Origin of the sequence: Mycobacterium sp. NPDC050551 (assembly GCF_040674075.1) — a bacterium.
Classification (GTDB): Bacteria; Actinomycetota; Actinomycetes; order Mycobacteriales; family Mycobacteriaceae; genus Mycobacterium.
This window is the reverse complement of record NZ_JBFARC010000008.1, coordinates 144140-166183: the sequence shown is the minus strand read 5'-3', so window position 1 is coordinate 166183 and position 22044 is coordinate 144140. Positions and strand designations below refer to the sequence as shown.

The following is a 22044-nucleotide window of genomic DNA, read 5'->3' as shown; positions in this document are numbered from 1 at the left end:
TCTCAGATTTCCGTAACGTTTCGGCCTTGATCTCGCCGCCGAGGAGGATTCCATGACAAAGCCCAAATTGGTGTTCAGCCCGTACTCGCAGGAGTACTTCGACGACCCGTACGAGATCTACCGCCGGATGCGCGACGAGACCCCGATCTACTACGACGAGGACGACGATTTCTACGCGCTGACCCGGCACGCGGACGTGGCGGCGGCACTCAAGGACCACGAGTCGTTCTCGTCCACCCGCGGGTGTCACCTGTCCATGATCAAGTCCGGCCAGGGGTTCCAGAAGTCGATCATCTTCATGGACCCGCCGGAGCACCGCTTCATGCGCAGCCTGCTCAACAAGGCGTTCACCCCCCGGGCCATCCAGTCTCAGCGCGAGACCGTCGTCGACCTCGTGGCGCACTACCTGTCCCAGGTGGATCCCGACGGCTTCGACGTGGTGCAGGACTTCTCTGGCCCCTTCCCGGTCGAGGTGATCACCCGGATGGCCGGCGTTCCCGAGGACTTCCGACAGCAGGTGCGGCACTGGATCGACAAGGGTCTGGAAGTCAAGCCGGGACAGCTCTATCTGTCGGACGAGAACATGCAGGCCAACATCGACGCCGGGGTCTACTACTACGGCCTGGTGCAGGAGCGGCGGCAGAACCCGCAGAGCGACATGATCAGCCGCCTGATCGCCGCCGAGATCCCCGGCGAGAACGGCGAGATGCGCAGGCTCGACGACGTCGAGATCACCGGCTTCGTCGCGCTGCTGGGCGGCGCAGGCGCCGAGACCGTCACCAAGCTGGTCGGCAGCGCCGTGGTCGAGTTCGCGCGCCATCCCGAGCAGTGGCAGATGCTGCTCGACGACCGCAGCCTGGTGCCGGCCGCCGTCGAGGAGTTGCTGCGCTACGTGGGCCCGGTGCAGTACAACGTGCGCTACACGCTCAGGGAGACCGAAGTGCCCAGCGGCACGATCCCCGCGCACAAGCCGGTGTTCCTGATGAAGGCCGCCGCCAACCGCGACCCGCGGGCATTCGACGACGGCGAGACGTTCGACATCACCCGCGACCGCGCGCAGGCGCAGAATCTCGGCCTCGGCTACGGCATCCACAGCTGCCTGGGCGCCGCGCTGGCCCGGCTGGAGACCGTCATCGCGCTGGAGCATCTGCTCGACTTCATGCCGCGCTTCGAGGTCGATTTCGACGGCCTGCAGCGCGTCACGATGCAGAACGTCGCCGGCTATCACCACGTGCCTGTGCGGGTGGTGCGGTGACCGAGCGAGAAGCGGAACGGGATCGCGCATGACCCAGAAAGTCGAGGTCGACTTCGGCCTCTGCGAGAGCAACGGGGTGTGCATGGGCATCATCCCGGAGGTCTTCGACCTCGACGACGATGACTACCTGCATGTCCTGCAGGAGGACGTCACGCCCGAGAACGAAGAGCAGATCAAGGAGGCCGTGCGGCAGTGCCCGCGACAGGCCATCGCCATCCGCGACGAGTGACCGACTCACCGGCACCCACCGCGGCGAAATGAGAGAGTGAATGACCACATCGAAGCTCGTGTTCGACCCCTTCTCCGAGGAGTACTTCAACAGTCCCTGGGAGATCTACCGGCGCATGCGTGAGGAGGCGCCGGTCTACTACAACGAGGAACAGGACTTCTACGCGTTGTCCCGGCACGCGGATGTGGCGGCGGCGTTCAAGGATTGGGAGACGTTCTCCTCGGCGTACGGCCTCGACCTGGCGATGGTGAAGTCCGGTGAACCGCTGCCGATGAAGATGATCATCCTGATGGACCCGCCCGAGCACCGTCAGATGCGCAGCCTGGTCAACAAGGTGTTCACGCCACGCGCGATCGCGAACCTCAAGCCGATGGTGATCGAAACGATCGATCAGTGCTTCCGCGCCGCCGATCCCGGGCACTTCGACGTCGTACAGGAGTTCTCCGCGTTCTTCCCGGTGGAGGTCATCACCCGGATGCTCGGCGTTCCCGAGGACCGCCGCCAGCAGGTGCGCCAATGGGTGGACACGTCGCTGCACCGGGAGCCCGGCCAGGTCGAGATGTCCCAGGAGGGCATGCAGGCCATCGCCGAGGCGATGGGCCTGTACTACGAGCTGATCCAGCAGCGGCGGGCCGAACCGCAGGACGACATGTTCACCCGGCTGGTGCAGGCTGAGATCCAGCGCGAAGACGGTCAGATGGAGAGCCTCGACGACTTCGAGATCGCCGGATTCGCCACACTTCTGGGCGGCGCGGGCGCGGAGACCGTCACCAAGCTGATCGGCAATGCCGCGGTGACGTTCGCCCAGAATCCCGACCAGTGGCAGAAGTTGCTCGACGACCGCAGCAAGATCTCCGCCGCGGTCGAGGAACTGCTGCGCTACGAGGCACCCGCCCAGTACAACGTGCGCCGCTCGATGAAAGAGGTGACGCTGCACGGGGTCACGATCCCCGAGGGCAAGCCGGTCTTCCTGCTCGGCGGGTCGGCCAACCGCGACCCCGAGGCCTTCACCGACGCCGACAGCTTCGACATCGACCGCGACCGGACCGAGGCGCAGAACCTCGGCTTCGGGTACGGGGTGCACAGCTGCCTGGGGGCGGCGTTGGCCCGGATGGAGAGCGCGATCGCCCTCGAGCGGCTGCTCGACTTCATGCCCCGCTACGAGGTGATCTGGGACGACTGCCGACGGGTGGCGATGCAGAACGTCGCGGGCTGGTCCCACGTCCCGGTGCGCGTCCTGCGCTGACACGCACACCTACGAGATCTAAAATCCGCCTTCACGGCGAGCACCTGTGTGCTGCAACTCGCCGTCGATCAACATCCGCTCTTCGCCGGCCAGCACGCCGGTCTCGCTCTCGGTGGTGGTCACTGCGATTGCCTCCTCGTGAACGGTTCAGGTAGCGCTGCGCTGCCGGCGGGCCGGGGAAGGCGCCACGTGTCGAAGGCCATCGCCAACATGGCGTAGGTGCCGACGACGAAGATGACTTCCATCGCCTGATGGGTGCCGAGTTTCTCGGTCAGCCGTTGCCATGTGTCGGCCTCGGCACGGCCGTGTGTCAGCAGTTCGTCGGCGGCCTCGAGGACCAACCGGTCGACGCCGCTGAAGCCGTCGTTGCCCTTCGCGAGGCGGGCGATGTCCTCGGCGAGCACACCGCCTTCGGTCGCGACCTTGGTGTGTTCGCCCCAGAAGAACGCCGACCGGCGGGTGTGCGCGACCCGCAGCCTCCGCTGCTGCTGCCGATCGTGCCGGTGGCAGTGAGGAGTTCGTCCTTGAAATCATCGTGGTCGGACTCCGGCACCCCGAGCAGATCGGCGATGACGAGCATCGCGAAAGGATTGCCGAAGTCCCCGACGAACTCACAACGTCCGCCGGCCAGCGCCTCGTCGTACTGACGGTCGGCCAGCCGCCACATGAACTCCTCGTTCTCCTTGAGGCGTTTCGGCGTGATCATCCGTGACAGCAGGGCCCGGTGGTCGGTGTGCAGCGGTGGATCCAGGGTCGGCAGCTGATCGTTGAAAGGCAGTTCGTCGCGGTGGGCGGCGATCAATTCGGAGATGTCGTCGCCCTCGAGGGGAACCGGGAAACCCGGGAACGGTCCGGTGACTGCGGTGCACGACGAGAAGCGCACGTTGTCGTTGTAGACGGCGACCACTTCCTCGTAGCCGGTGATCATCACGACGTCGTGGTGAGGTTCCCGTCGCACCGGGCACTCGTTGCGCACCGCCGCCAGATAGTCGTACGGGTCGTGCAGCACCTCGTTGTCGGTGAAGAAGTCGACGGCGTCGACATCGTTGCCCAGTTGTTGGTCGGTCACGCAGCGCCCCCGGCACCCTGGAAGTCGGGCAGCGAGGCCGGGTCAGGGAGCTGCATCTGCAGGTACACGGCGATGTAAGTGATCTTGCCGTCGGCGGTGAACTCATACACCGAGGCGGTGTTGACAACGCTGCTGAAGTCACCGATCTGGCTGCGTTCCTCGAGTTCGAGGAACGCTACATCCTCAGTCTCGGTGAGCCGCTTGAACGAGCAGTCCCAGTCGGAGGACTTCGCCCAGTTGGTGAGGAACTCGGCGTACTCGGCCCAATTCATCACCTCTTTGAAGGGTCCGATGCGGACGAAATCGTCGACGGCAATCAACTCTGCCAGCGGCGCCCAGCTCTCGACCGTGAACTCCGGATCCTTCGCGCTTTTCACCAGTCGGCTCATCGTCTGGCTGTACTCCAGTACCGTCCGCGAGCGTCCGGTGGCATCGCCGATCACGTCGTCGATGGTCGTCATACCGTGTCCCCCTTCCTGCTTCGCCAGATCAGTGTTGTTCCCCGTCAGCGCTTCACGGTGTCAGCGAGGTAGCGGTCCACCACGGAGTGGTAGTGGGCGATCACGACTTCCTCCTTGACCAGCGATATGTGCTCGAGCCGGTCGTTGCGCAAGCCCTTCTGCTGGCGCGGCATCTGCTCGTAGTCCTGTTGCAGCGCCTCGAAGTACTTGTGGCCGCCGGGCGTATCCACCACGATCGCCTCGGCCCGGACAGCGTCGCGGAACTCGTCGGGCAGGTACATGTAGCTGGCCACATGCCAGATGCACCGGTTGGGATCACCTTCGGGGTGCGGCGTCGACATCACGATGTGGCATTCGCCGGCGCGCACCGTCATGAAGTAGTTGGGGAACAGAACCCACCCTTGGTTGTCGACCATCTGACTGTCCGTCAGACCGCTCACGTCGAGGCCCATTCCGGTAAGTACCTCACGGGTGGCCTGCTGCAGCAGGATTCGAGCGGTGACACCGTCCGGGAACGACACGCTTCCGTCCTCCGCCTGGTAGGGCGCGAGGAGTTCCTGAAACCTCGGGATGACCGCGACGGTGCCGGGGAACGTCTCGGGCAGTGCCAGGATCCCGGCGACCTGGTCCTGCTCCCCGGCGCCCACCACCTCGAAGGGAGCCATTGCTGCGCTGTGGTTTTCGAAGAATCGGTAGCGTGCGGTCGCCGGGTTGATGTGCAGCACCTGGAGCAACTGCGGATGGATGCCGTTGATGTGGTAGCCCTCTTCGAAGGCGTCCATGACGACTTTCCAGTTGCACTCGATCGCCTCGGTGACATCCATGACCGGAGTGAACTGCTCGATGTGGTAGGGCTCGAGCAGGCTCACCACGTCTTCGCCCAGGTAATCGCGCAACGGCACTGCGTCGGGGTCCGGGTTGAGGAAGATGAAGCCGGCGAAGGTGTCGACCGACACCTGCAGCAGCGAGTTCTCAGCCTTGTCGATCGGGCCGGCAAGGTTCTCCCGCAGCATGCCCTTCAACCGGCCGTCCAGGTCGTAGGACCACAGATGGTACTGGCACAGGAATCCGCGCTTGGCGTTGCCGGTCTCGGTGATGCACAGCGCGTTGCCGCGGTGCCTGCAGGCGTTGACGAAACCGCGGAGTTGCTCATCCTTTCCGCGGACGATGAGGAAGGACTGGTCGAGGACGTCGTACTTCTTCCAGTCACCGGGCTTGGGTAGATCCTCGACCCGGCCGGCGATCTGCCATGTTCGCATCCAGATCGCATCCCGCTCGCGCGCAGCGTATTCCGGACAGGTGTACCGGTCCGCCGACAGCGTCATGTTGAACGTTCCCGGCTGGACGTCCTCCAACCCTTGTCCGAGGCTGGAGTCGGGATCGAGCCATTCTCCTGGGCGTGTTGCTGGCATCAAGGGAGTCCTCCTCTGTCGACGGCGATCACATGCGGAGGCGTCGCGGACGAGGGCCTGCCCGATGCGCGCCTGCTGTGACGAGGCGGGCTCCAGCCTCTCCATGTGATGACGCTCACTCTATACACTCGTGTATCTGCGATACAAGCATGTATAAACGTGGTGGACATCACATAGAATTTCGAAAGGTGCTGACCGTGAGCTATCGAATCGACGTCGTCACCGACAGCGTCTCCGAGGCCGTTCGCCATGCCGGCGGGCTGATGTTCGACTGCCGCCGCGCCGGGTGGAAGGTCGTCGTGATCACCGACGACGCCGCCGACTCACGAGCACTGGACATCCTGGGAGTCGACGTCGAGTCTCCCGGCGGCGCGGAGAACCGGATTCCCGAGCTGGAGCGGGAGAACCGCACCGTGCTGTCGGCGATCAGTGCAGCTACCGCGGCCCAGAAACGCGGTTCGCTGCTCGGACTGCGCAATCAGCGCCTGGTGTGGGGACAGCCGGTCGACAGCGGATGGACCAGCTTCCGGCACCCGGCGCCGCATGCCCTCAGCCCGGCGGCCCGGATGTTCAAGGCCCAGGCGCTCTACTCCGCCGGACTGACCTCGAGCGTGGAAGATCGCGAGCACTTCTGGGCCGACAGCGAGACTCGGGCCGGGTCACGGGCACCGATGGTGGTGGGAAGATAGATCCGTGGCCGAACGATGGACCAAAGAGCGCCGTGCCGAGCACATCCGCCAGATCTTGTTGGACGCCGCGGAGGAGGTCTTCGCCAGGAAGGGCCTGACCGGCGCTGCCCTCGAGGAGATCGCCGACGCCGCGGGGTTCACCCGAGGTGCGATCTACTCACAGTTCGGCGCCAAGGAGAAGCTGTTCCTCGCGGTCGTCGACCGTCAGCGTCAGCGGTTCCTCGACGGTTTCGCCGAAGTGATGATGTCCTTCCATCGCCTCGACGACGTCGACATCGACGAGTTGGCCGCGCGGTGGCGCCAGTTGAGCAGCGGCACCGACCGAGCGGCGTTGGGTTACGAACTGACCTTGTTCCTGTTGCGCAACCCCGACGCGCGGGAACGCGTTGCGGCTCAACGTCTGGAAACCGTTCGCGCACTGGGCGAGTTCATCAGCAAGAACGTCGCTCGTATCGGCGGCATCCTCACCATCGAGGCCGAGACCTTGGCCCGGGTAGTCCTGGCGGCCAACGACGGCATCACCCTCGACAGCCACATCGGCGGCGAGGACCTCTACCGCCCCTACCTCCAACTCGTCATGTCGAGCATCCGAACGCCGCGTTGATCATCCCCCGCTACGAAATGATCTGGGGCGACTGCAGGCGGTGGCGATGCAGAACGTCGCCGGCTGGCCTTACGTCCCGATGCGCGTCCTGCGCTGATCAACCCGTGGCGCGTCCCCACGCCACCCGTCCGTGCATGTCCGATCAGTCGTGTTTCGCCTCGTAGCGCAGCAGGACCGTGCCGCACGGGAAGGTGCGGTTCTCCACCAGCCGCAGCGAGACCCCATGACGGCAGTGTCGGGAAGAACGGTGTGCCGCCGCCCACGGCGGTGGGCGCGACCACGATCCGGTACTCGTCCACGAGTCCCGCCTGCACGATCGGTGCGGCCAGCTTCGCGCCGGCCACCTCCCGCTGGCCGTCGGTCTCGGCCTTCAGCTTCGTCATCACATCGACCGGATCGCCGCGTTCCAGGCGGAAGTTCCAGTCGACGGATTACAGCGTGCGCGAGAACACGACCTTGGGCATGATCGCCAGATCTGGGCGAAGTCGACGATGGCCGGGGTGACGTCCGGGGCCTCGTCGGCGGTCGACCAGTACGCGGATACCAGGTCGTAGAGCCGCCGCCTGCAGATCGACAGGGCGGTTTCCCGCTCGAAGTCGCTCCAGAACTGGTGCAGTTCGTCGCTCGGATCCGATCAGTCGATGTCACCCTGTGAGTCGGCGATGCACCCGTCCAGCGACACGGTGAAGCCATAGATGAGTTTGCCCAAGCGAATCACACTGCATCACAAGGCATAACCCATCGCGCCGCCAACCGAGACGGTGTCGATTTTTTTCATGGTCGGGCAGCGCGGCATGCGAGCGCGCGCCTGCACTTGTGTACGCGGTGAGGTGACACTACCGTCCCGGGTAGACAGATCGGTCTGTCTACCCACGACGGGAGTCAGCATGTCGTCATCGTCCGCGCTCGAATCGGCGCCGTCGCACGAGCACGTCCCCGACGGGTTCACCCGAGACAAGACCTCTGTCGGCGAGGTGGGGATCGACTACGTGATCGGCGGAAGTGGCCCGACTGTGGTTCTGCTGCACGGCTATCCACAGACGTGGTACGAGTGGCGCCACGTCCTGCCCGCCCTCGCACAGCGCTACACCGTGGTGGCGCCCAGCCTTCGCGGTGCGGGAGGCAGTGACGCGCCGCCTGGTGGATATGACAAGAAGACGCTCGCAGCCGACATCCACGGCCTCCTCGTCGAACTGGGACTCGAGAAGGACGTGAGAGTCGTCGGTCACGACATCGGGACCATGGTCGCTTACGCATACGCGGCCACCCACCGCGACGAGGTGACGAAGCTGGTGCTCAGCGAAGCACCGATTCCCGATCCCAGCATCTACTCGTTCCCCTCACTGACACCGCAGGGCCCCGGCGCGTGGCACTTCGGATTCTTCACACTGCCGAACGGGTTCCCCGAGGAACTCATCGCCGGCAGGGAGGAGCTCTGGATCTCGAAGTTCGTCGACGCGATCGCGACGAAGAAGGGCGCCGTGACACCCGAGGACATCGGGATCTATGCCCGATACCTCAGCGATCCGGCGCATCTGAATGCCAATCTCGCGTGGTTCCGCACACTGCCGCAGGACATGGCCGATACCGCCGATTACCGGAAGACCAAGCTGGACATGCCTGTTCTGGCCATCGGCGCAGACGGCAGTCTCGGCGATTTCGTCGCCACCCAGGTGCGGCAATACGCGTCCGACGTCACTGCCAAGGTCATCGCAGGGTCGGGGCACTGGATCTACGAAGAACAGCCCGAGGAGATGAGGCAGGTGCTGCTCGAATTCCTCGACTCCCCCGGGTGAACGCGCGTCAATGGCAGGCGCTGCCCCGACAACTAGTCTCGGAAGGGTGACGACACCGCCTCACAGCACGGTCACCGATGCGCGAAGCCCTCGCGACCGGATACTGGACGTCGCCGACTCGCTGTTCTTCTCCGTCGGCGTGCGGGCGGTGGGAGTCGACAGAATGGTGTCGGAGGCGGGCGTTGCCCGCGCGACGTTCTTCAAGCACTTCCCGACCAAGGACCACCTCATCGCGGCATACCTGGAGCGCCGCGCGGAACGGTCCCGCGCGACGCTGTCGGCCCTGCGCGACGAGTTCTGCGACGAGCCGTCCCGGGTACTGACCGCGATCGCCGATGTGGTCGACGACTACCGCGACATACCCGGCTTCCGGGGCTGCGAGTTCATCAACGCCGCTGCGGAATTCGCCGACCCCAGCCATCCGGCCCATCAGCTCGCGGTCAGTCACCGCCAATGGGTGACCGATTTCCTGGCCGGCGTGCTGCGCGACATGGGACACGGCGACGCCGACCCCACCGCGCGCGCGATGATGATGGTGCGCACGGGCGCACTGGTCGGCGCGTCGCTGGAGGTCGGTGTCTCCGACAGCAGCATAGGCACTGCGCTGTGGAACACGTTGGCCCGCCAGGGTTACCGGGCTGTGGTCGCCGCCGAGAAGGCGTAGCGACGACTCAGAAGCCGGAGAAGACGGCCCCGTTGCAGTCGGCCGCCGCCTGGCGCAGCTTGAGCGCCTCCTGGTACTGGTCGGAGTAGTACCACTCCTTCGCGGCGTCCACCGATTCGAACTCCAGGAGCACCGTCTGCGTGCCGTGCCACTGCCCCTCGATGACATCCGTGGCAGGTCCGAAGGCCAACACCTTCGCATTGGCCATCGTCTGGCTGGCCAGCTTGCCGTACTCGGCCATGCCTGCCGCGTCCTTGACGTCTTCGGTGATGATCACATAGCCCTTGGGCATGCCGGAGTCCTTGTCTCTTTGGGGGTTTTCGGTCAGTCGATCAGGTGGATGGCGCGTTCCGGGCAGTTGTCGATCGCTTCCTGCGCCGCCTTCTCCAGCCCGGCAGGCACATCGGGAGGATCCGCGGCCGCCCACCCGTCGTCGGTCAGGTCGAACACCTCGGGGCACAGCGTCAGGCACATCCCGTGCCCGGCACAGCGGTCCTCGTCGACGGCGACCCGCATCAGAGGTCGAACTCCAGGTGCAATTCGGTCAGGCCGCGAAGGATGTAGGTCGGGATGTAGGAGTACCGCCGCTGCCCCACCGGACCGTGTTTCTCCTCCGAGATCCGGATGTCGGTGGTGCGGTCGAGCAGCCGTTCGAGCCCCACCCTGGTCTCCGCACGCGCGAGCGGGGCGCCCGGGCAGCTGTGGATGCCCCGGCCGAATGCCAGGTGCTGGCGGGCGTTCTTGCGCTCGGGGTCGAAGCTGTCGGGATCCTCGAAGCGGCGCGGATCGCGGTTGGCCGCACCGTTGATCACCATCACGGTGCGCCCGGCGCCGAGGGCCTCCTCGCCCACCGTGGTCGGCACCCGCGACATCCGGAAGTCGCCCTTGACCGGACTCTCGATGCGCAGGCACTCCTCGATGAAATTGCCCAGCAGGCTGCGATCCTCGCGCAGCTTGCGCTGGACGTCGGGTTGATCGCCGATCACCTTGAGCGCGGTGCTCAGCAGCCGCACCGTGGTCTCCTGGCCGGCCGAGAAGACGTTCGTCGCCACCCGCACGACGTCGCCGACCTCCGGCATCGTCCCGTCCGGGAACGCCGCCGTCGCCAGCCCCGTCAGCACATCGTCGCGCGGTTCGCGGCGACGGTCCTCGACGTAGGTCGCGAACACCTCGTAGAGGTACTCCAGCGGCGTCTTGGTCAGCGTCTTGTCCGCGTTGCCCAGCCCGCTGCCGTGGGTGCCCCTGGCGAGCCGCTCGATCAACTCGCCGCGGTCCTCTTCGGGCACACCGAGTAGATCGGCGATCACCCGCAGCGTGAAGGGCGCGGCGAAGCCCTTGATGAACTCACCTTCACCCGGCGCGAGGAAGTCGTCGAGGATGTCGTCGGCGAGCTGCCACATCGCGTCTTCGTTCTCCTTGAGACGCTTGGGCGTGATGAGCCGCATCAGGAGCGCGCGGTGGTTCGTGTGCGTCGGCGGGTCCAGCGTCGGCAACTGGTCGCTGAACGGGATCTCGTCGCGGTGCTCGACGATGAGGTCGGTCAGATCGGAGTTCTCCAGCCCGTCGAGGGGCACCGGAAACCCGGGGAACGGTCCGGTGACCGAGATGCAGGACGAGAAGCTGTCCGCGTCGTTGTAGACGTCGACGGCTTCCTGCCACCCCGTCACCATCGTGACGCCGTACTTGTCCTCGCGGCTGACCGGACACTTGTTGCGCAGCGCGTCGTAGAACGGGTACGGATCGTCCAGCACACGCGCGTCCCGGAAGAAGTCGACCGCCGTGAGGTCTTCCGCCATGTGTGACTCCGTTCAAATCTAGCGAGAATGTGATTCTCATCTTTGCGTATCAGGTTTTCACACCGGTTGCGCGTCGTCAACGAGCGGAGTGCGTAGCCCCGTCCCGGTTCGCCGGCTCGTCCTCGTCCTGGATCTCGAAGGTGTTGACCGCGGTCGCCAGCAGGTCGTAGCAGCCGACGGTGAAAACGAGGTCCATCCGTTGACGGTCGTCGAACACCCGTCCCAGCGCATGCCACGTGGCGTCGGTGACGGCGTCGCGGTCGTGCAGTTCGTCGACCGCGGTCACCACCAGCCGATCGGTGTCGTCCGCAGGCGTGCCGGCGTGGACACCGTCGATCTCGGCGTCGGTCAGGCCGGCGCGGTGGGCGATCGGGACGTGGTGGTGCCACAGGTAGTCGCACCCACGGCGCTGCACCGCCCGCAGCACCGCGATCTCGCGCACCCGGTCCGAGAGGGTGGACTCGCGCAGCACATGGGCGTTGAACGTGAGATAGGCGTGGGTGAGCCCGGGGTGGTGCAGCATCGTGGACAGCACGTTGCCCGCGTCGCGGGCGTTGCGACGCTCGGCAGGCAACAGTGACCGCAACGCCGCACGGCTCTCCTCGGTCCAGTCGCCGTCCGGCAGCGGAGGAAGGCGGGTCACTGGATCGGTTCGTCGCCGAGCACCGTGGTGCGCAACATCTCCCGGGGAGAATCGGGGTCGTACGGCGCCGCGCGGTGCAGCACACCGTTGTTGTCCCAGATCACGGTGTCGCCGACCGACCAGCGGTGGCTGTACACCAGGCCGGGCTGCGTCGCCCGGTCGAGCAGTTCGGCCAGCAGGGCGCGGCCCTCGTCGAGATCCATGCCGACGACGTGGTCCGCCGAGGCGCCGAGCACCAGCGACCGCCGGCCGCTGCGGTGCGTCCACACCAGGGGGTGCTCGTGGGTGGGACGGCTCCGCCACTTCGCGACCTGCTCCGGTGAGGGATCGGGAGTGATCCGGCGCTGCGAGGCCTCCAGCGAGTGCACCACCCGCAGTGCCCCGAAGCGGTCCTTCTCCTCGTCGGTGAAAGCCTCGTATGCGGCGTAGGAATTCGCGAACTCCGTCTCACCGCCGCGCGCGGCCACCTGCTTGGCCGACAGCACGGTCGCCTTCTGCGGGCACTCGTCGTTCAGCGGCGTGCAGCCGTCGATGTGCCAGTCGAAGGTCGCGCGAAGATAGGCGGCCGACGAGTTCTTCGACTTGTCCAGCGTCACCGGGTAGATGCCGGGCACCGGATGGTGCCCGTCCGAGGAGTGGTCGATCCCGCCGAGCCGCCGGCAGAATTCGACCTGCACCTCGGGCTGCAACCCCAGACCGGGGAACACCAGTACGCCGTTGTCCTCCAGCGCCTCGAGCACCGCCTCGCCCAGCGAGTCGTCACCGGCCAACCGGTCCGGATCGACACCGGTCACCTCGGCGCCCACCGATTCGGTCAGCTTGTTGATCGTCAGAAGGGTCATGCGTGTCCTGTCTGTCAGGGCACCGGCGCGCTGACGCGGTCGATCACAGCGTCGGCGGAGTCGGCGGGTTTCTGGGTACCGAAGACCTCGACGGCCATCGAGACCATGACCATCGAATAGATGAGGTGCAGCAGGTTGAGCACGTCGTCGGGGACGTCGTCGAGCGGAAACTTGTCGCAGAAGTCGATCGCCTCCTCGAACCGCGGGGAGAACGCGTCGTAGAACCTGCGGATCTCCGGCATCGGGGTGCTCAGCCGGGCCTCCCAGCGCTCGGGTTCGGTGGCCAGGCACCATTTCTCGGCGAACGGTTCGAATTCGGCGAACGCACTGGGCAGTCGCGACCCGGCCATGATCAGACCCCCACCGGTGAGCGCTCGCTCTTGTACTCCTCGACCCAGTCGACGGCCACCTTGTGCAGGTGGCGGACGAGGATCTCCTGGTCGTTGAGCGGATAGTCCTCGACCACGTCGTACTCCAGGGCCGCCTGTGTACCGCCGAGCATGCCTGCGTCCTGCAGCGCGAACTCCTTGAGCACCACCGAGGCGACCTCGTGCTCGACGCGTTCGCGCACGGTGCGGGCCGGGTGAAAGGCGTTGTAGGCCTCGAACTTGTGCGTGTTGTGCGACGTCGGCCAGTAGCGGTACAGCAGGTACCAGCCGTGGTAGATCAGGATCTCCAGGTTGGGGAAGATCTGGAAGTTGGTGATGCCCCACGGTTCGATGCCGCCCGGGTTGAGCCCCGCAGAGAAGTGCGTCTCCGGTGTGCGCCAGGGGCCCACCAGACCGCTGCGGGTGGCGCGCTCCACCGGATACATGTATTCCGGGGCGAGCAGCCAGCGACGGGTGCCCGCCGTGGACACCAGCCGGTGCGGCCCGTCGATCTGGAAGTGACCGCACTCGAAGGTCTGGTTGGGTTGGCGCACCTCCGTGGGCACCTGCTGGCTGTGCAGCGACGGCACGTGGTAGTACTCCTGGAAGGCGTCGGCGAAGATCTTCCAGTTGCTGTTGTTGTGCGCGACGAAGTCGTAACGCTCGGTCATCAATTCGAACGGGTAGTCGTCCAGCGCGGTGATCATCGGCCCGAGGAACTCACGCAGGCTCTGGCGCGGTTCGGGGTCGAGGTTGATGAACACGAAGCCGTTCCACACATCGCAGTGCACCGGTGCCAGGCCGTACTTCGTGGTGTCGAGGTCGAAGAACTCGCCGGGCTGCTGCACGAACTTCAGCTCGCCGTCCAGACCGTAGCGCCAGCCGTGGTACTTGCAGGTGAACTGCCGGCAGGCGCCCTTGACCTCCTCGCTGGGGAAGTCGTTCCACACCAGCTTGTTTCCGCGATGGCGGCAGATGTTGTAGAAGGCCCGGATCTGCTCGTCGCGGCCCTTGACCACGATCACCGACGTGTTCGCCGCGTGGATCTCCTTGGTGAGGTAGCTGCCCACCCGCGGCAGTTCCTCGACGCGCGCGACGTTGAGCCAGGCGCGCTTGAAGATCGCCTCCCGCTCGAGTTCGTAGAACTCCGGCGAGGTGGAATCGCGGAACGACACCGGCCCAGTGCCCAGTTCCGGATAGTGCTCGGTCCAGCTGCCTTCCGCGGGCTTGGGCCACTTAGCCATGCGAACCTCCCTGTCGTGGTTGCGTTTCCGTGCTCTTCGCCTGATGGCCGATCCCCCGCGGCATCACATCACCGATCCGCCGTTGACACCCAGGGTCTGGCCGGTGATGAAGCCGGCCTCCTCCGAGCACAGGAAGCCGACCGCGGCGGCGATGTCGTCACCTGTGCCGAGATGACCGACCGGGATGCTCGCGGCCATCTGCTCGTTCGGCGGCAAGAGGCCGGCGGCCTGGGACTTGTGCTGCATCGGTGTCTCGATGCCCGATGGCGGGACGTTGTTGACGGTGATGCCCAGCGCACCGAATTCGCGGGCCAGCGAGCGGGTCAGGGAAAGCAGGGCGCCCTTGGACGAGGCGTAGTGCGCCATCCCTGGCGATCCGCGCTGCGCACTCGACGAGGAGATCATCACGATGCGGCCCCACCCCGCCTCGAGCATGTCCGGTATGGCCACCTGACAGCAGTGGAACGTACCGGTGAGGTTGACGTCGATGAGCCGCTGCCACGCTTCGACCGTCATCTCGACGAACGGCGCCCAGTCCACCAGGCCCGCGCTGGTGACCAGGATGTGCACCGGCCCCAGTTCGCTGCGGACCTTGGCGAACGCCTCCTCGACCGCGGCTCGGTCCGAGACGTCCGCGGCCAAGCCGAGCGCGGTCACCCCCTCGGCGCGTAGTTCTTCGGCGACCCGCTGCGCCGCATCGCCGTCGAGGTCGAGTACGGCCACCCGGTGGCCGCGCCTCCCGAGTTCGTGACACGTCGACTCTCCCATGCCCGACGCACCGCCGGTCACCACCGCCACCCGTGCCATGTGTTACCTCGTTCCTACTCGTAGACCACGTGGACCGTGCGGCTGGTGGGCAGCGACTGGCAGGTCAGCACCCAGCCCTCGGCGACCTCGTCGTCGTCGAGCGCGTCGTTGTTGAGCATCCGCGCGCTTCCGTCGACGATCCGTGCCATGCAGGTTCCGCAGGAGCCCGTCTCGCACGACGCCGGCGCGCGCAGCCCCGCCGTCCGCGCCGTCTGCAGCAGGGTGTTTCCCGCCCGGTACTCCGCCGTGGTGGTCTGCCGGTCGAGTTCGATGACCACCTGTTCGGTGGCCTGGGACGATTCCGCCGCACCGGCCGCCTCGGCTTCGTCCACCGCTACGGTGAAGCGCTCGAGGTGCACCCGGTCACGTGGCGCACCGGTCCCGAGGACGGTCGCCTCAACGGCGTCCATGAACGGACCCGGCCCGCAGATGTAGTGGTCGGCACCGTCGGTGAGGTTGTCGAGGAAGGACTCGATGGCGGATTTCGTGACGACACCGCGGTCGTCGTCGAAGTGGTGGGTCACCGACAGCCGATCGGCATGCTTCTCGGCCAGGCGGTTCAGAGCGTCCGCGAAGATGACGCCGTCGCGGCTGCGGTTGGCGTAGAGCAGCCGGATCGGTCGCGACGTCGTCGCCAGTGCCGTGCGGATCAGCGACATGATCGGGGTGATCCCGCTGCCGCCCGCGAAGGCGACGATGGCGTCGCCGTTCTCGCGCAACAGGAATCGTCCCTCGGGCGGGGCGGCGTGGATCTCTGCGCCCTCGGCCGCGGTGTCGTTGAGCCAGTTCGACACCAGCCCGCCGGGGTCGCGTTTGACGGTGATCTGCAGATCGTCCTCGACCGGCGCCGACGACATGGAGTAGCAGCGACGTAGTTCACGGCCGTCGACGGTGACCCGCAGCGTCAGGAACTGACCGGCCTGGTACCGGAAGCGTGAGGAGCAGTGCTCCGGCACGTCCAGCACCAGTGACACGGCGTCGGAGGTCTCGCGCACTATCCGCTTGATGCGTAGTGCGGCAAAGCCGTCCGAATCGGTGTGCTCGCTCATCGTCGCCAATGATATCAAGTACTTGTCATTAATCTCAAGTACCTGATACATGGCCGCTACTCGTCGACGTGATCGATGCGCATCTCGTGGCCTGTGCCCTGTTCGACGACGCGGCTCAGCAGCTGGCGCAACGTGTCCTGTTCGGCCTTGGTCAGCACGCCGAACACCCGGTCGTGCGCGGCGATGGCGTCGTTCACCACGGCCGCGGCGACCTTGCGGCCCTGGTCGGTGAGGAACGCCTGCAGGATCCGGCCGTGCTGCGGATCCTGTTTGCGTTGCACCAGCCCCCGCTTCTCGAGCGCGGTCAGCGCCAGCTGCACACCCTGGGGGCTGATGAGCAGCCGCCGGGCCAGCTCCGCGCCGGACAGGCCGGGTTCGTCGGAGAGCTGGCGCAGCACGCCGATCTGGGCGGTGCTCACCCCGTGCTCGCTCACCGCGTCGTTCACCGACGTCAGCGAGAAGTACCAGGCTTGTTTGAGCAGCCACAGGATGTTGTCGGTCTGCTCCATGCCAGCCTCTCCGATCGCTCTTCGGTGCGCTCGACGTTAGCTCTCAGGCGATCCGACGCGCTTGTGGACGCGGCCGTCCTTCATCACGAAGCGCACATCGAGCGTGGTGGAGATGTCCGAGGACGGGTCACCGGGTACGGCGATGAGATCGGCGAGGTAGCCCGGGGCGATGCGGCCGAGTTCGTCGTCGGCGTCGATGAGCTCGGCACTGGTGATCGTCGCCGCGCGCAGGGCCTGCATGGGCGTCATCCCGCGCGCCACCAACGCGCGCAGTTCCTTGGCGTTCTGGCCGTGCGGGACCGCGGGCGCGTCGGTGCCGCAGGCGATGCGCACCCCGGCCGCGATCGCCTTCGGGAGCATGGCCTGCGCCCGCGGGAACACCTCCTCGGCCTTGCGACGCAGTTCCGGCGCGATGCGGTCGACGGCCATCGCCTCGGTCAGGTAGGTCGTGGACACCAGGAAGGTCCCGTGGTCCACCATCATCTGGATGGTGTCGTCACTGGCCAGGAAGCCGTGTTCGATGCAGTCGATGCCGGCCCGGATGCACGCGCGAACGGCTGTGTCCCCCACCGCATGTGCGGCCACCCGGACCCCTGCGCGATGTGCCTCGTCGGCGATCGCGGCGAACTCGTCGTCGGAGTACTGCTGTGCGCCGGGCGCGGTGCTGTGTGACATCACGCCGCCGGACGCCGACACCTTGATCAGCTTGGCGCCGTGGCGGATCTGATACCGCACGCAGGCGCGCACCTCGTCCACGCCGTTCGCGATGCCCTCGGCCACCGAGAGCGGCATGATCCCGGGCGCGAGGCGCTGGAACACGGTCGGGTCGAGGTGCCCGCCGTAGGGCGTCACGGCATGCCCGGCCGGATAGATGCGGGGGCCCGGATGCCACCCCTGCTCGATGGCGCGCTGCAGTGCCACGTCGAGCAGGTAGCCGCCGGTCTTCACCATCAGCCCGAGATTGCGGACGGTGGTGAAGCCGGCGTCCAGCGTGGTGCGGGCGTTCACCGCGCCCCGCAGCGTGCGGTAGGCGGGGTCGTCCTGCACCCCGTGCATCGGGCTGGGCAGGCCTTCCGGACCGCCTGGGCCGCCGATCAGCAGGTTGAGCTCCATGTCCATCAGACCGGGGAGCAGGGTGACGTCCCCGAGGTCGATGTCCTGGGCCGGGTCCTCCGGGACCCGCTCGGGATTCACCGCCTGGATCCGGTTCCCGTCGACGACGACGACGCCCGGTGAGCGCACCTCGCCGGCCGCGACGTCGGCCCACCGCGCCGCCCTCAGGACGGTCGGGCCGGCACCGGATGACCCGTCGGTCACGGCACCGGTTCGACGACGCAGTCGAGGCTGGTGGCCCCGGTGTCGGGCACCTTCGGCTGCTTCCAGCACTCGACCGGGAACGACACCTGGATCATCGAGTACAGCAGATGCATCAGGTTGAGCACGTCCTCGGGCAGATCGTCGAGGCTGAACTTGTCGCAGTAGGCGATCGCCTCCTCCGCACGCGCGGTGACCGCGTCGTAGAACGCCTGCATGTCACGCATCGAACTGCTCAACCGCTTGTCGTAGCGCTCCGCCTCGGTGCCCAGGCACCAATCGGAATACGGCTCGAGGTCGGCGAATTCGGGCGGCAGTTTGCTCGTCACGCCCGCTTCGGCTGTCGTCACCTCACACCTCCGCTGTCTTGCGCTGGTAGTCCTCGACCCAGGCGGCCGTCTCGGTGTGCAGGTGGCGGATCAGCACCTCCTGGTCACAGAGCAGGAAGTCGTCGAGCACGCGGGACTCGACCATGGTCTGGGTGGCCTCCAGGGTGTTGGCGTCCTGCAGGCCGTATTCCTTGAAGGACACCGCGGCCAGCTCCTGGGCGATGCGCTCGCGGGGGGTGCGCGGCTGCGGGAAGTACACGGTGCCCTCGAAGATGTGGGTGTTGTGCGACGTCGGCCAGTAGTGGTAGGTCAGGTACCAGCCCTGCCCCCAGAACAGGATGACGAAATTGGGGAAGAGCTGGAACGAGTCCAGTCCCCACGGATCGCACTTCGCCGGGTTGAGCCCCGGCGGCATCTGCCCCAGATCCTGCGCGTCCCATGGCCCGAAAAGCCCGCTCTGGCAGATGTCCTCGATCGGCTTGCGCATCTCGTCGGCCATCTCCCAGGCCCGGACACCGGACGTGCTCACGAGCCGGTGCGGACCTTCGATCCGATAGTGCGGCGCTTCGAATCCCGCCTCGGCCGCCGCCTTCGAGTAGGCGGTGGGCGACTGGTTCGCATGCAGTACGGGTGCGTGATAGAACTCCTGGAACGCATCCATGTAGAGCTTCCAGTTCGCCTTGACCTCTGAGCGGTACTGGAAGCGGGAGGTCATCTTGTCGAACGGATAGCCTCCGAGGTTGGTGATCATGGGTCCGAGGAAGTCCCGTAGCGGCTGCTCGGGTTCCTTCGCGAAGTTGACGAAGATGAAGCCTTCCCAGACGTCGCAGTGCACCGGCACCAATCCGTACTGACTCTTGTCGAGGTCGAAGAACTCCCCCTCCTGCTGCACGAAGGTCAGGTTGCCCTCGAGGTCGTAGCGCCAGGCGTGGTACTTGCAGGTGAACTGGCGGCAGACCCCGCTGGTCTCCTCGAGCGGCATGTCGTTCCACACCAGCTTGTTGCCCCGGTGCCTGCAGATGTTGTGATACGCCTTCACCTCGCCCTTGCCGGTCCGCACGACGATGATCGACGTGTTGACGACCTTGAGCTCCTTGGTGAAGTAGCTGCCCTTGCGCGGCACCTGCTCCACCCGGCCGACGTTCAGCCAGGCGCGCTTGAACACCGCCTTGCGCTCGATCTCGTAGAACTGCGGATCGATCGAGTCCTCATAGGACACCGGCCCGGTGCCCAGCTGCGGATAGTGCTGTGTCCAGCTGCCTTCCGGCGGCTTCGGAAACCGGGCCATATCGTCTCCTCCTCGGTTGTCGATCCGCCCCAGGCCGCCCGCCTTCGAGGCGCCGACTTGATTGTGTAGGCAAACCGCCACGCACAGCGGCTTTTTGGGCGATTTCTAGGAACCGACAGTGCCGACGGTATATGCTCGACCGGGCAATCGCAAGTAGTTGATATTGCCGACCACGGAATGGAGCGCGCGGCGTGCGGTATGACGAACTGTTCATCGGCGGGACCTGGCGCACGCCCAGCACCGACGGGCGGATCGAGGTCGTCTCACCGCACACCGAGCAGGTCGTCGCGAGCGTCGCCGCCGCGGCGCCCGCCGACGTGGACCTCGCGGTCACCGCGGCGCGCGTGGCGTTCGACAGCGGCCCGTGGCCGACCACCGAGCCCGCCGAGCGCATCGAGGCGGTGCGCCGGCTCGCCAAGACCTACGAGCAGCGCCGCACCGAGATGGCCGAGCTCATCACCACCGAGATCGGCGCCCCGATCAGCTTCTCCCAGCGCGCGCAGGTCGCGCTGCCGTGGTCGATGATCGGCGCGTTCGCCGACCTCGCCGAGACGTACCCGTGGCGGGAGGACAGGCCGGGCCGCTACGGCTCCGACATCCACATCCGGCGTGAGCCGGTGGGCGTGGTCGCCGCGATCGTGCCGTGGAACATGCCCCAGTTCCTCATCGTCACCAAGCTGATCCCGGCGCTGCTCGCGGGGTGCACCGTCGTGGTCAAACCCGCACCGGAGTCGCCGCTCAACGCCCTGCTGCTCGCCGAGATCATCGCCGAGTCCGACCTGCCGCCCGGGGTGGTCGGCATCCTGCCGGGCGACGGAACCGTGGGCGAGCACCTGGTGCGCCACCGCGGGGTGGACAAGGTGTCGTTCACCGGGTCGACCCCGGCGGGCCGGGCCGTCGCCGCCGCGTGCGCCGGAGATCTGCGTCGGGTCAGCCTCGAACTGGGCGGCAAGTCGGCGGCGATCGTGCTCGACGACGCCGACCCGGGTGCGGTCGCGGCGGGTGTGCGCTCGGCCAGCCTGTCCAACAGCGGACAGATCTGCAACGCGCTCACCCGCGTCCTGGTGCCCGCCGCGCGCGCCGCGGAATACACCGACGCACTCGCCGCCGAGATGAGCGCACTGATGGTCGGCGACCCCTCCGACAGCGCGACGCAGGTGGGCCCCCTCGTGGCGCAGCGCCAGCAGGAACGGGTGCGCGGATACATCGAGGCCGGAACCCGTGACGGCGCCCGTCTCGTGGTCGGCGGCGCCGAGATGCCCGACGGCCTGGACCGCGGCTGGTACGTCCGGCCGACGCTGTTCGCCGACGCCGACAACTCGATGCGCATCGCCCGCGAGGAGATCTTCGGCCCGGTGCTGACGGTGCTGCCCTATTCGGGTGTCGAGCAGGCCGTGGCGATCGCCAACGACTCGGACTACGGCCTGGCCGGCTCGGTGTGGACCGACGACACAGACGCCGGCGTCGACATCGCCGCACGCATCCGCACCGGCACGTTCGGCGTCAACCAGGGGTACCCGATGGACCCGTTCGCCCCGTTCGGTGGCGTGAAGGCCAGTGGTTACGGCCGCGAACTCGGCCGCGAGGGGATCGACGGCTACACCGACACGAAATCCATCGCCGTGGCAGCGGCGAGCAAGGGAGCCTGAGTTGTCCACCGACGCGATCACCGGCCACGAAACGAATTTCGCAAAGCCATGGGCGCCGCACCGGCTCCGGATATATTCGGCCACAGCCATCTTCACCACGGTGATGTTCGTCGGGATGACGATCGGCGTCGGCGTCGGCCTGATCCCGCCGAGTTTCGCGGTGGACGTCATCGCCAACATGTTGTTCGGCATCCCGGTGATCCTGCTGCCCTTCGTCCTGCTCTGGGATGCACCGGGCGAACGGCGGACCCGCCTCGACAAGGCCGCCGAATTGACGTTGTTCTACCTGCCCTACACCGCATGCAGCCAGATCGGCTACGAGCTGATGTTCCTCATCGGCCATCCGCTCGGCCTCTGGACACCCACCGACGACCCCGGGTGGAAGTGGTTGTGGTGGCAGTACGCGCTGGCCGACACCCGGTATGTCAGCGGCAACACGTGGATCTTCGCCCTCGAGGTGGTCGGGGTGCTCACCGGCACCATGGTGTTCGTGATGTGGACCCGACTCGTCCGGACCACCCTGTCCGACGAAGCGCGGATCCGCTGCCTCTGGTTCGCCTTCGTGGGATGCGCGATCCTGATGAGCAGCACCGCCGTGTACTTCCTGGCGGAGGTGGGCGCCGGCTTCGAGAACATCGGTCAGGGCGCCTACGGCCTCTGGTTCAAGTTCATCGCCGAGAACGTGCCGTTCATCGTGCTTCCGCCGCTGGTGCTCTACTCGATCCACCTGCAGATCGACTACCTGACGCGCCGGGCCGGCACCCGAACCCGCGCTGGCTGA

Annotated in this window: 24 protein-coding genes and 3 pseudogenes; 9 read left to right on the top strand and 18 right to left on the bottom strand. The window is 66.5% G+C overall.

Features of this window, described 5'->3' with window-relative positions:
- The first annotated feature begins 52 nt into the window (after nt 1-52).
- The 3 genes from AB0K11_RS26980 to AB0K11_RS26970 are packed head-to-tail and all read left to right on the top strand — an operon-like array spanning nt 53 to nt 2730.
- On the top strand, nt 53-1255 hold the full coding sequence (locus AB0K11_RS26980) for a cytochrome P450 (RefSeq protein WP_364984538.1): 1203 nt from the start codon (nt 53-55) through the stop codon (nt 1253-1255).
- Between the two features lie 28 nt (nt 1256-1283).
- Complete coding sequence (locus AB0K11_RS26975) at nt 1284-1484, top strand: ferredoxin (RefSeq protein WP_364984536.1); 201 nt, start codon at nt 1284-1286, stop codon at nt 1482-1484.
- A 40-nt stretch (nt 1485-1524) separates the two neighbouring features.
- A complete protein-coding gene (locus AB0K11_RS26970; RefSeq protein ID WP_364984534.1) occupies nt 1525-2730 on the top strand; it encodes a cytochrome P450 in 1206 nt (401 codons plus the stop codon).
- Nucleotides 2731-2849: 119 nt separating this feature from the next.
- On the opposite strand, the pseudogene AB0K11_RS26965 reads toward AB0K11_RS26970, so the two are convergent.
- The 4 genes and pseudogenes from AB0K11_RS26965 to AB0K11_RS26950 form a co-directional block, all read right to left on the bottom strand.
- A pseudogene (locus AB0K11_RS26965) lies at nt 2850-3206 on the bottom strand (carboxymuconolactone decarboxylase family protein); the annotation flags it as partial.
- A gap of 8 nt (nt 3207-3214) precedes the next feature.
- A pseudogene (locus AB0K11_RS26960) lies at nt 3215-3799 on the bottom strand (cytochrome P450); the annotation flags it as partial.
- Nucleotides 3796-4260, bottom strand: a complete 465-nt coding sequence (locus tag AB0K11_RS26955) for a hypothetical protein (protein WP_364984532.1) — start codon at nt 4258-4260, stop codon at nt 3796-3798. The gene AB0K11_RS26955 and the pseudogene AB0K11_RS26960, both read right to left, overlap by 4 nt.
- Before the next feature lie 44 nt (nt 4261-4304).
- Nucleotides 4305-5672 (bottom strand): aromatic ring-hydroxylating dioxygenase subunit alpha, encoded by a 1368-nt coding sequence (locus AB0K11_RS26950; protein WP_364984530.1) that lies wholly within the window; start codon nt 5670-5672, stop codon nt 4305-4307.
- Between the two features lie 197 nt (nt 5673-5869).
- Here AB0K11_RS26950 and AB0K11_RS26945 point away from each other — a divergent pair, with 197 nt between their 5' ends.
- Nucleotides 5870-6361, top strand: a complete 492-nt coding sequence (locus AB0K11_RS26945) for a hypothetical protein (RefSeq protein ID WP_364984528.1) — start codon at nt 5870-5872, stop codon at nt 6359-6361.
- A gap of 4 nt (nt 6362-6365) precedes the next feature.
- Nucleotides 6366-6965, top strand: a complete 600-nt coding sequence (locus tag AB0K11_RS26940; RefSeq protein ID WP_364984526.1) for a TetR family transcriptional regulator — start codon at nt 6366-6368, stop codon at nt 6963-6965.
- 142 nt (nt 6966-7107) lie between these two features.
- On the opposite strand, the pseudogene AB0K11_RS26935 reads toward AB0K11_RS26940, so the two are convergent.
- A pseudogene (locus AB0K11_RS26935) lies at nt 7108-7674 on the bottom strand (dihydrofolate reductase family protein).
- A 178-nt stretch (nt 7675-7852) separates the two neighbouring features.
- Between AB0K11_RS26935 and AB0K11_RS26930 the strand changes: the two are divergent.
- Together AB0K11_RS26930 and AB0K11_RS26925 are read left to right on the top strand one after the other, a co-directional pair.
- Nucleotides 7853-8761 carry an alpha/beta hydrolase gene (locus tag AB0K11_RS26930; protein ID WP_364984524.1) on the top strand — a complete coding sequence of 303 codons (909 nt, stop codon included), beginning with the start codon at nt 7853-7855 and terminating at the stop codon, nt 8759-8761.
- A gap of 46 nt (nt 8762-8807) precedes the next feature.
- Nucleotides 8808-9425: a TetR/AcrR family transcriptional regulator gene (locus AB0K11_RS26925; RefSeq protein WP_364984522.1), complete on the top strand. Its 618-nt coding sequence runs from the start codon at nt 8808-8810 to the stop codon at nt 9423-9425.
- A gap of 7 nt (nt 9426-9432) precedes the next feature.
- Here the strand turns inward: AB0K11_RS26925 and AB0K11_RS26920 are convergent, their stop codons facing one another.
- The 13 genes from AB0K11_RS26920 to AB0K11_RS26860 form a co-directional block, all read right to left on the bottom strand.
- Nucleotides 9433-9717, bottom strand: coding sequence for a DUF1330 domain-containing protein (locus AB0K11_RS26920; protein ID WP_364984520.1), 285 nt, complete (start codon nt 9715-9717; stop codon nt 9433-9435).
- Nucleotides 9718-9749: 32 nt separating this feature from the next.
- Nucleotides 9750-9941 carry a ferredoxin gene (locus AB0K11_RS26915; RefSeq protein ID WP_364984518.1) on the bottom strand — a complete coding sequence of 64 codons (192 nt, stop codon included), beginning with the start codon at nt 9939-9941 and terminating at the stop codon, nt 9750-9752.
- On the bottom strand, nt 9941-11221 hold the full coding sequence (locus AB0K11_RS26910; protein ID WP_364984515.1) for a cytochrome P450: 1281 nt from the start codon (nt 11219-11221) through the stop codon (nt 9941-9943). Before AB0K11_RS26910 ends, AB0K11_RS26915 begins: the two co-directional genes overlap by 1 nt.
- 76 nt (nt 11222-11297) lie before the next feature.
- The gene (locus tag AB0K11_RS26905) at nt 11298-11864 is read right to left on the bottom strand and encodes a carboxymuconolactone decarboxylase family protein (protein WP_364984513.1); all 567 of its coding nucleotides are present in this window, start codon (nt 11862-11864) and stop codon (nt 11298-11300) included.
- On the bottom strand, nt 11861-12706 hold the full coding sequence (locus tag AB0K11_RS26900; protein ID WP_364984511.1) for a TauD/TfdA family dioxygenase: 846 nt from the start codon (nt 12704-12706) through the stop codon (nt 11861-11863). The genes AB0K11_RS26905 and AB0K11_RS26900 overlap by 4 nt, the downstream gene beginning before the upstream one ends.
- Before the next feature lie 14 nt (nt 12707-12720).
- Nucleotides 12721-13056 carry a hypothetical protein gene (locus tag AB0K11_RS26895; protein WP_364984509.1) on the bottom strand — a complete coding sequence of 112 codons (336 nt, stop codon included), beginning with the start codon at nt 13054-13056 and terminating at the stop codon, nt 12721-12723.
- 2 nt (nt 13057-13058) lie between these two features.
- Nucleotides 13059-14318 (bottom strand): aromatic ring-hydroxylating dioxygenase subunit alpha, encoded by a 1260-nt coding sequence (locus AB0K11_RS26890; protein ID WP_364984507.1) that lies wholly within the window; start codon nt 14316-14318, stop codon nt 13059-13061.
- Nucleotides 14319-14381: 63 nt separating this feature from the next.
- Nucleotides 14382-15125, bottom strand: a complete 744-nt coding sequence (locus AB0K11_RS26885; RefSeq protein WP_364984505.1) for an SDR family NAD(P)-dependent oxidoreductase — start codon at nt 15123-15125, stop codon at nt 14382-14384.
- Between the two features lie 14 nt (nt 15126-15139).
- Nucleotides 15140-16174 carry a ferredoxin--NADP reductase gene (locus tag AB0K11_RS26880; RefSeq protein WP_364984503.1) on the bottom strand — a complete coding sequence of 345 codons (1035 nt, stop codon included), beginning with the start codon at nt 16172-16174 and terminating at the stop codon, nt 15140-15142.
- 56 nt (nt 16175-16230) lie between these two features.
- Nucleotides 16231-16683 carry a MarR family transcriptional regulator gene (locus tag AB0K11_RS26875; protein WP_269893509.1) on the bottom strand — a complete coding sequence of 151 codons (453 nt, stop codon included), beginning with the start codon at nt 16681-16683 and terminating at the stop codon, nt 16231-16233.
- Between the two features lie 36 nt (nt 16684-16719).
- Nucleotides 16720-18000, bottom strand: a complete 1281-nt coding sequence (locus tag AB0K11_RS26870; protein ID WP_364984500.1) for an amidohydrolase family protein — start codon at nt 17998-18000, stop codon at nt 16720-16722.
- The gene (locus AB0K11_RS26865; RefSeq protein ID WP_364984824.1) at nt 17997-18326 is read right to left on the bottom strand and encodes a hypothetical protein; all 330 of its coding nucleotides are present in this window, start codon (nt 18324-18326) and stop codon (nt 17997-17999) included. Before AB0K11_RS26865 ends, AB0K11_RS26870 begins: the two co-directional genes overlap by 4 nt.
- 22 nt (nt 18327-18348) lie before the next feature.
- On the bottom strand, nt 18349-19614 hold the full coding sequence (locus AB0K11_RS26860; RefSeq protein WP_364984498.1) for an aromatic ring-hydroxylating dioxygenase subunit alpha: 1266 nt from the start codon (nt 19612-19614) through the stop codon (nt 18349-18351).
- A 191-nt stretch (nt 19615-19805) separates the two neighbouring features.
- On the opposite strand from AB0K11_RS26860, the gene AB0K11_RS26855 reads away from it, so the two are divergent.
- Together AB0K11_RS26855 and AB0K11_RS26850 are read left to right on the top strand one after the other, a co-directional pair.
- On the top strand, nt 19806-21263 hold the full coding sequence (locus AB0K11_RS26855; protein ID WP_364984496.1) for an aldehyde dehydrogenase: 1458 nt from the start codon (nt 19806-19808) through the stop codon (nt 21261-21263).
- A gap of 1 nt (nt 21264) precedes the next feature.
- Nucleotides 21265-22044, top strand: a complete 780-nt coding sequence (locus tag AB0K11_RS26850; RefSeq protein WP_364984494.1) for an emopamil-binding protein — start codon at nt 21265-21267, stop codon at nt 22042-22044.

What these genes read in the sequence shown, in the direction of transcription:
- AB0K11_RS26980 (WP_364984538.1), top strand. Translation starts at nt 53, where the DNA reads ATGACAAAGCCCAAATTGGTGTTCAGCCCGTACTCGCAGGAGTACTTC.
- AB0K11_RS26975 (WP_364984536.1), top strand. Translation starts at nt 1,284, where the DNA reads ATGACCCAGAAAGTCGAGGTCGACTTCGGCCTCTGCGAGAGCAACGGG.
- AB0K11_RS26970 (WP_364984534.1), top strand. Translation starts at nt 1,525, where the DNA reads ATGACCACATCGAAGCTCGTGTTCGACCCCTTCTCCGAGGAGTACTTC.
- AB0K11_RS26955 (WP_364984532.1), bottom strand. Translation starts at nt 4,260, where the DNA reads ATGACGACCATCGACGACGTGATCGGCGATGCCACCGGACGCTCGCGG.
- AB0K11_RS26950 (WP_364984530.1), bottom strand. Translation starts at nt 5,672, where the DNA reads ATGCCAGCAACACGCCCAGGAGAATGGCTCGATCCCGACTCCAGCCTC.
- AB0K11_RS26930 (WP_364984524.1), top strand. Translation starts at nt 7,853, where the DNA reads ATGTCGTCATCGTCCGCGCTCGAATCGGCGCCGTCGCACGAGCACGTC.
- AB0K11_RS26920 (WP_364984520.1), bottom strand. Translation starts at nt 9,717, where the DNA reads ATGCCCAAGGGCTATGTGATCATCACCGAAGACGTCAAGGACGCGGCA.
- AB0K11_RS26915 (WP_364984518.1), bottom strand. Translation starts at nt 9,941, where the DNA reads ATGCGGGTCGCCGTCGACGAGGACCGCTGTGCCGGGCACGGGATGTGC.
- AB0K11_RS26910 (WP_364984515.1), bottom strand. Translation starts at nt 11,221, where the DNA reads ATGGCGGAAGACCTCACGGCGGTCGACTTCTTCCGGGACGCGCGTGTG.
- AB0K11_RS26900 (WP_364984511.1), bottom strand. Translation starts at nt 12,706, where the DNA reads ATGACCCTTCTGACGATCAACAAGCTGACCGAATCGGTGGGCGCCGAG.
- AB0K11_RS26895 (WP_364984509.1), bottom strand. Translation starts at nt 13,056, where the DNA reads ATGGCCGGGTCGCGACTGCCCAGTGCGTTCGCCGAATTCGAACCGTTC.
- AB0K11_RS26890 (WP_364984507.1), bottom strand. Translation starts at nt 14,318, where the DNA reads ATGGCTAAGTGGCCCAAGCCCGCGGAAGGCAGCTGGACCGAGCACTAT.
- AB0K11_RS26885 (WP_364984505.1), bottom strand. Translation starts at nt 15,125, where the DNA reads ATGGCACGGGTGGCGGTGGTGACCGGCGGTGCGTCGGGCATGGGAGAG.
- AB0K11_RS26880 (WP_364984503.1), bottom strand. Translation starts at nt 16,174, where the DNA reads ATGAGCGAGCACACCGATTCGGACGGCTTTGCCGCACTACGCATCAAG.
- AB0K11_RS26875 (WP_269893509.1), bottom strand. Translation starts at nt 16,683, where the DNA reads ATGGAGCAGACCGACAACATCCTGTGGCTGCTCAAACAAGCCTGGTAC.
- AB0K11_RS26860 (WP_364984498.1), bottom strand. Translation starts at nt 19,614, where the DNA reads ATGGCCCGGTTTCCGAAGCCGCCGGAAGGCAGCTGGACACAGCACTAT.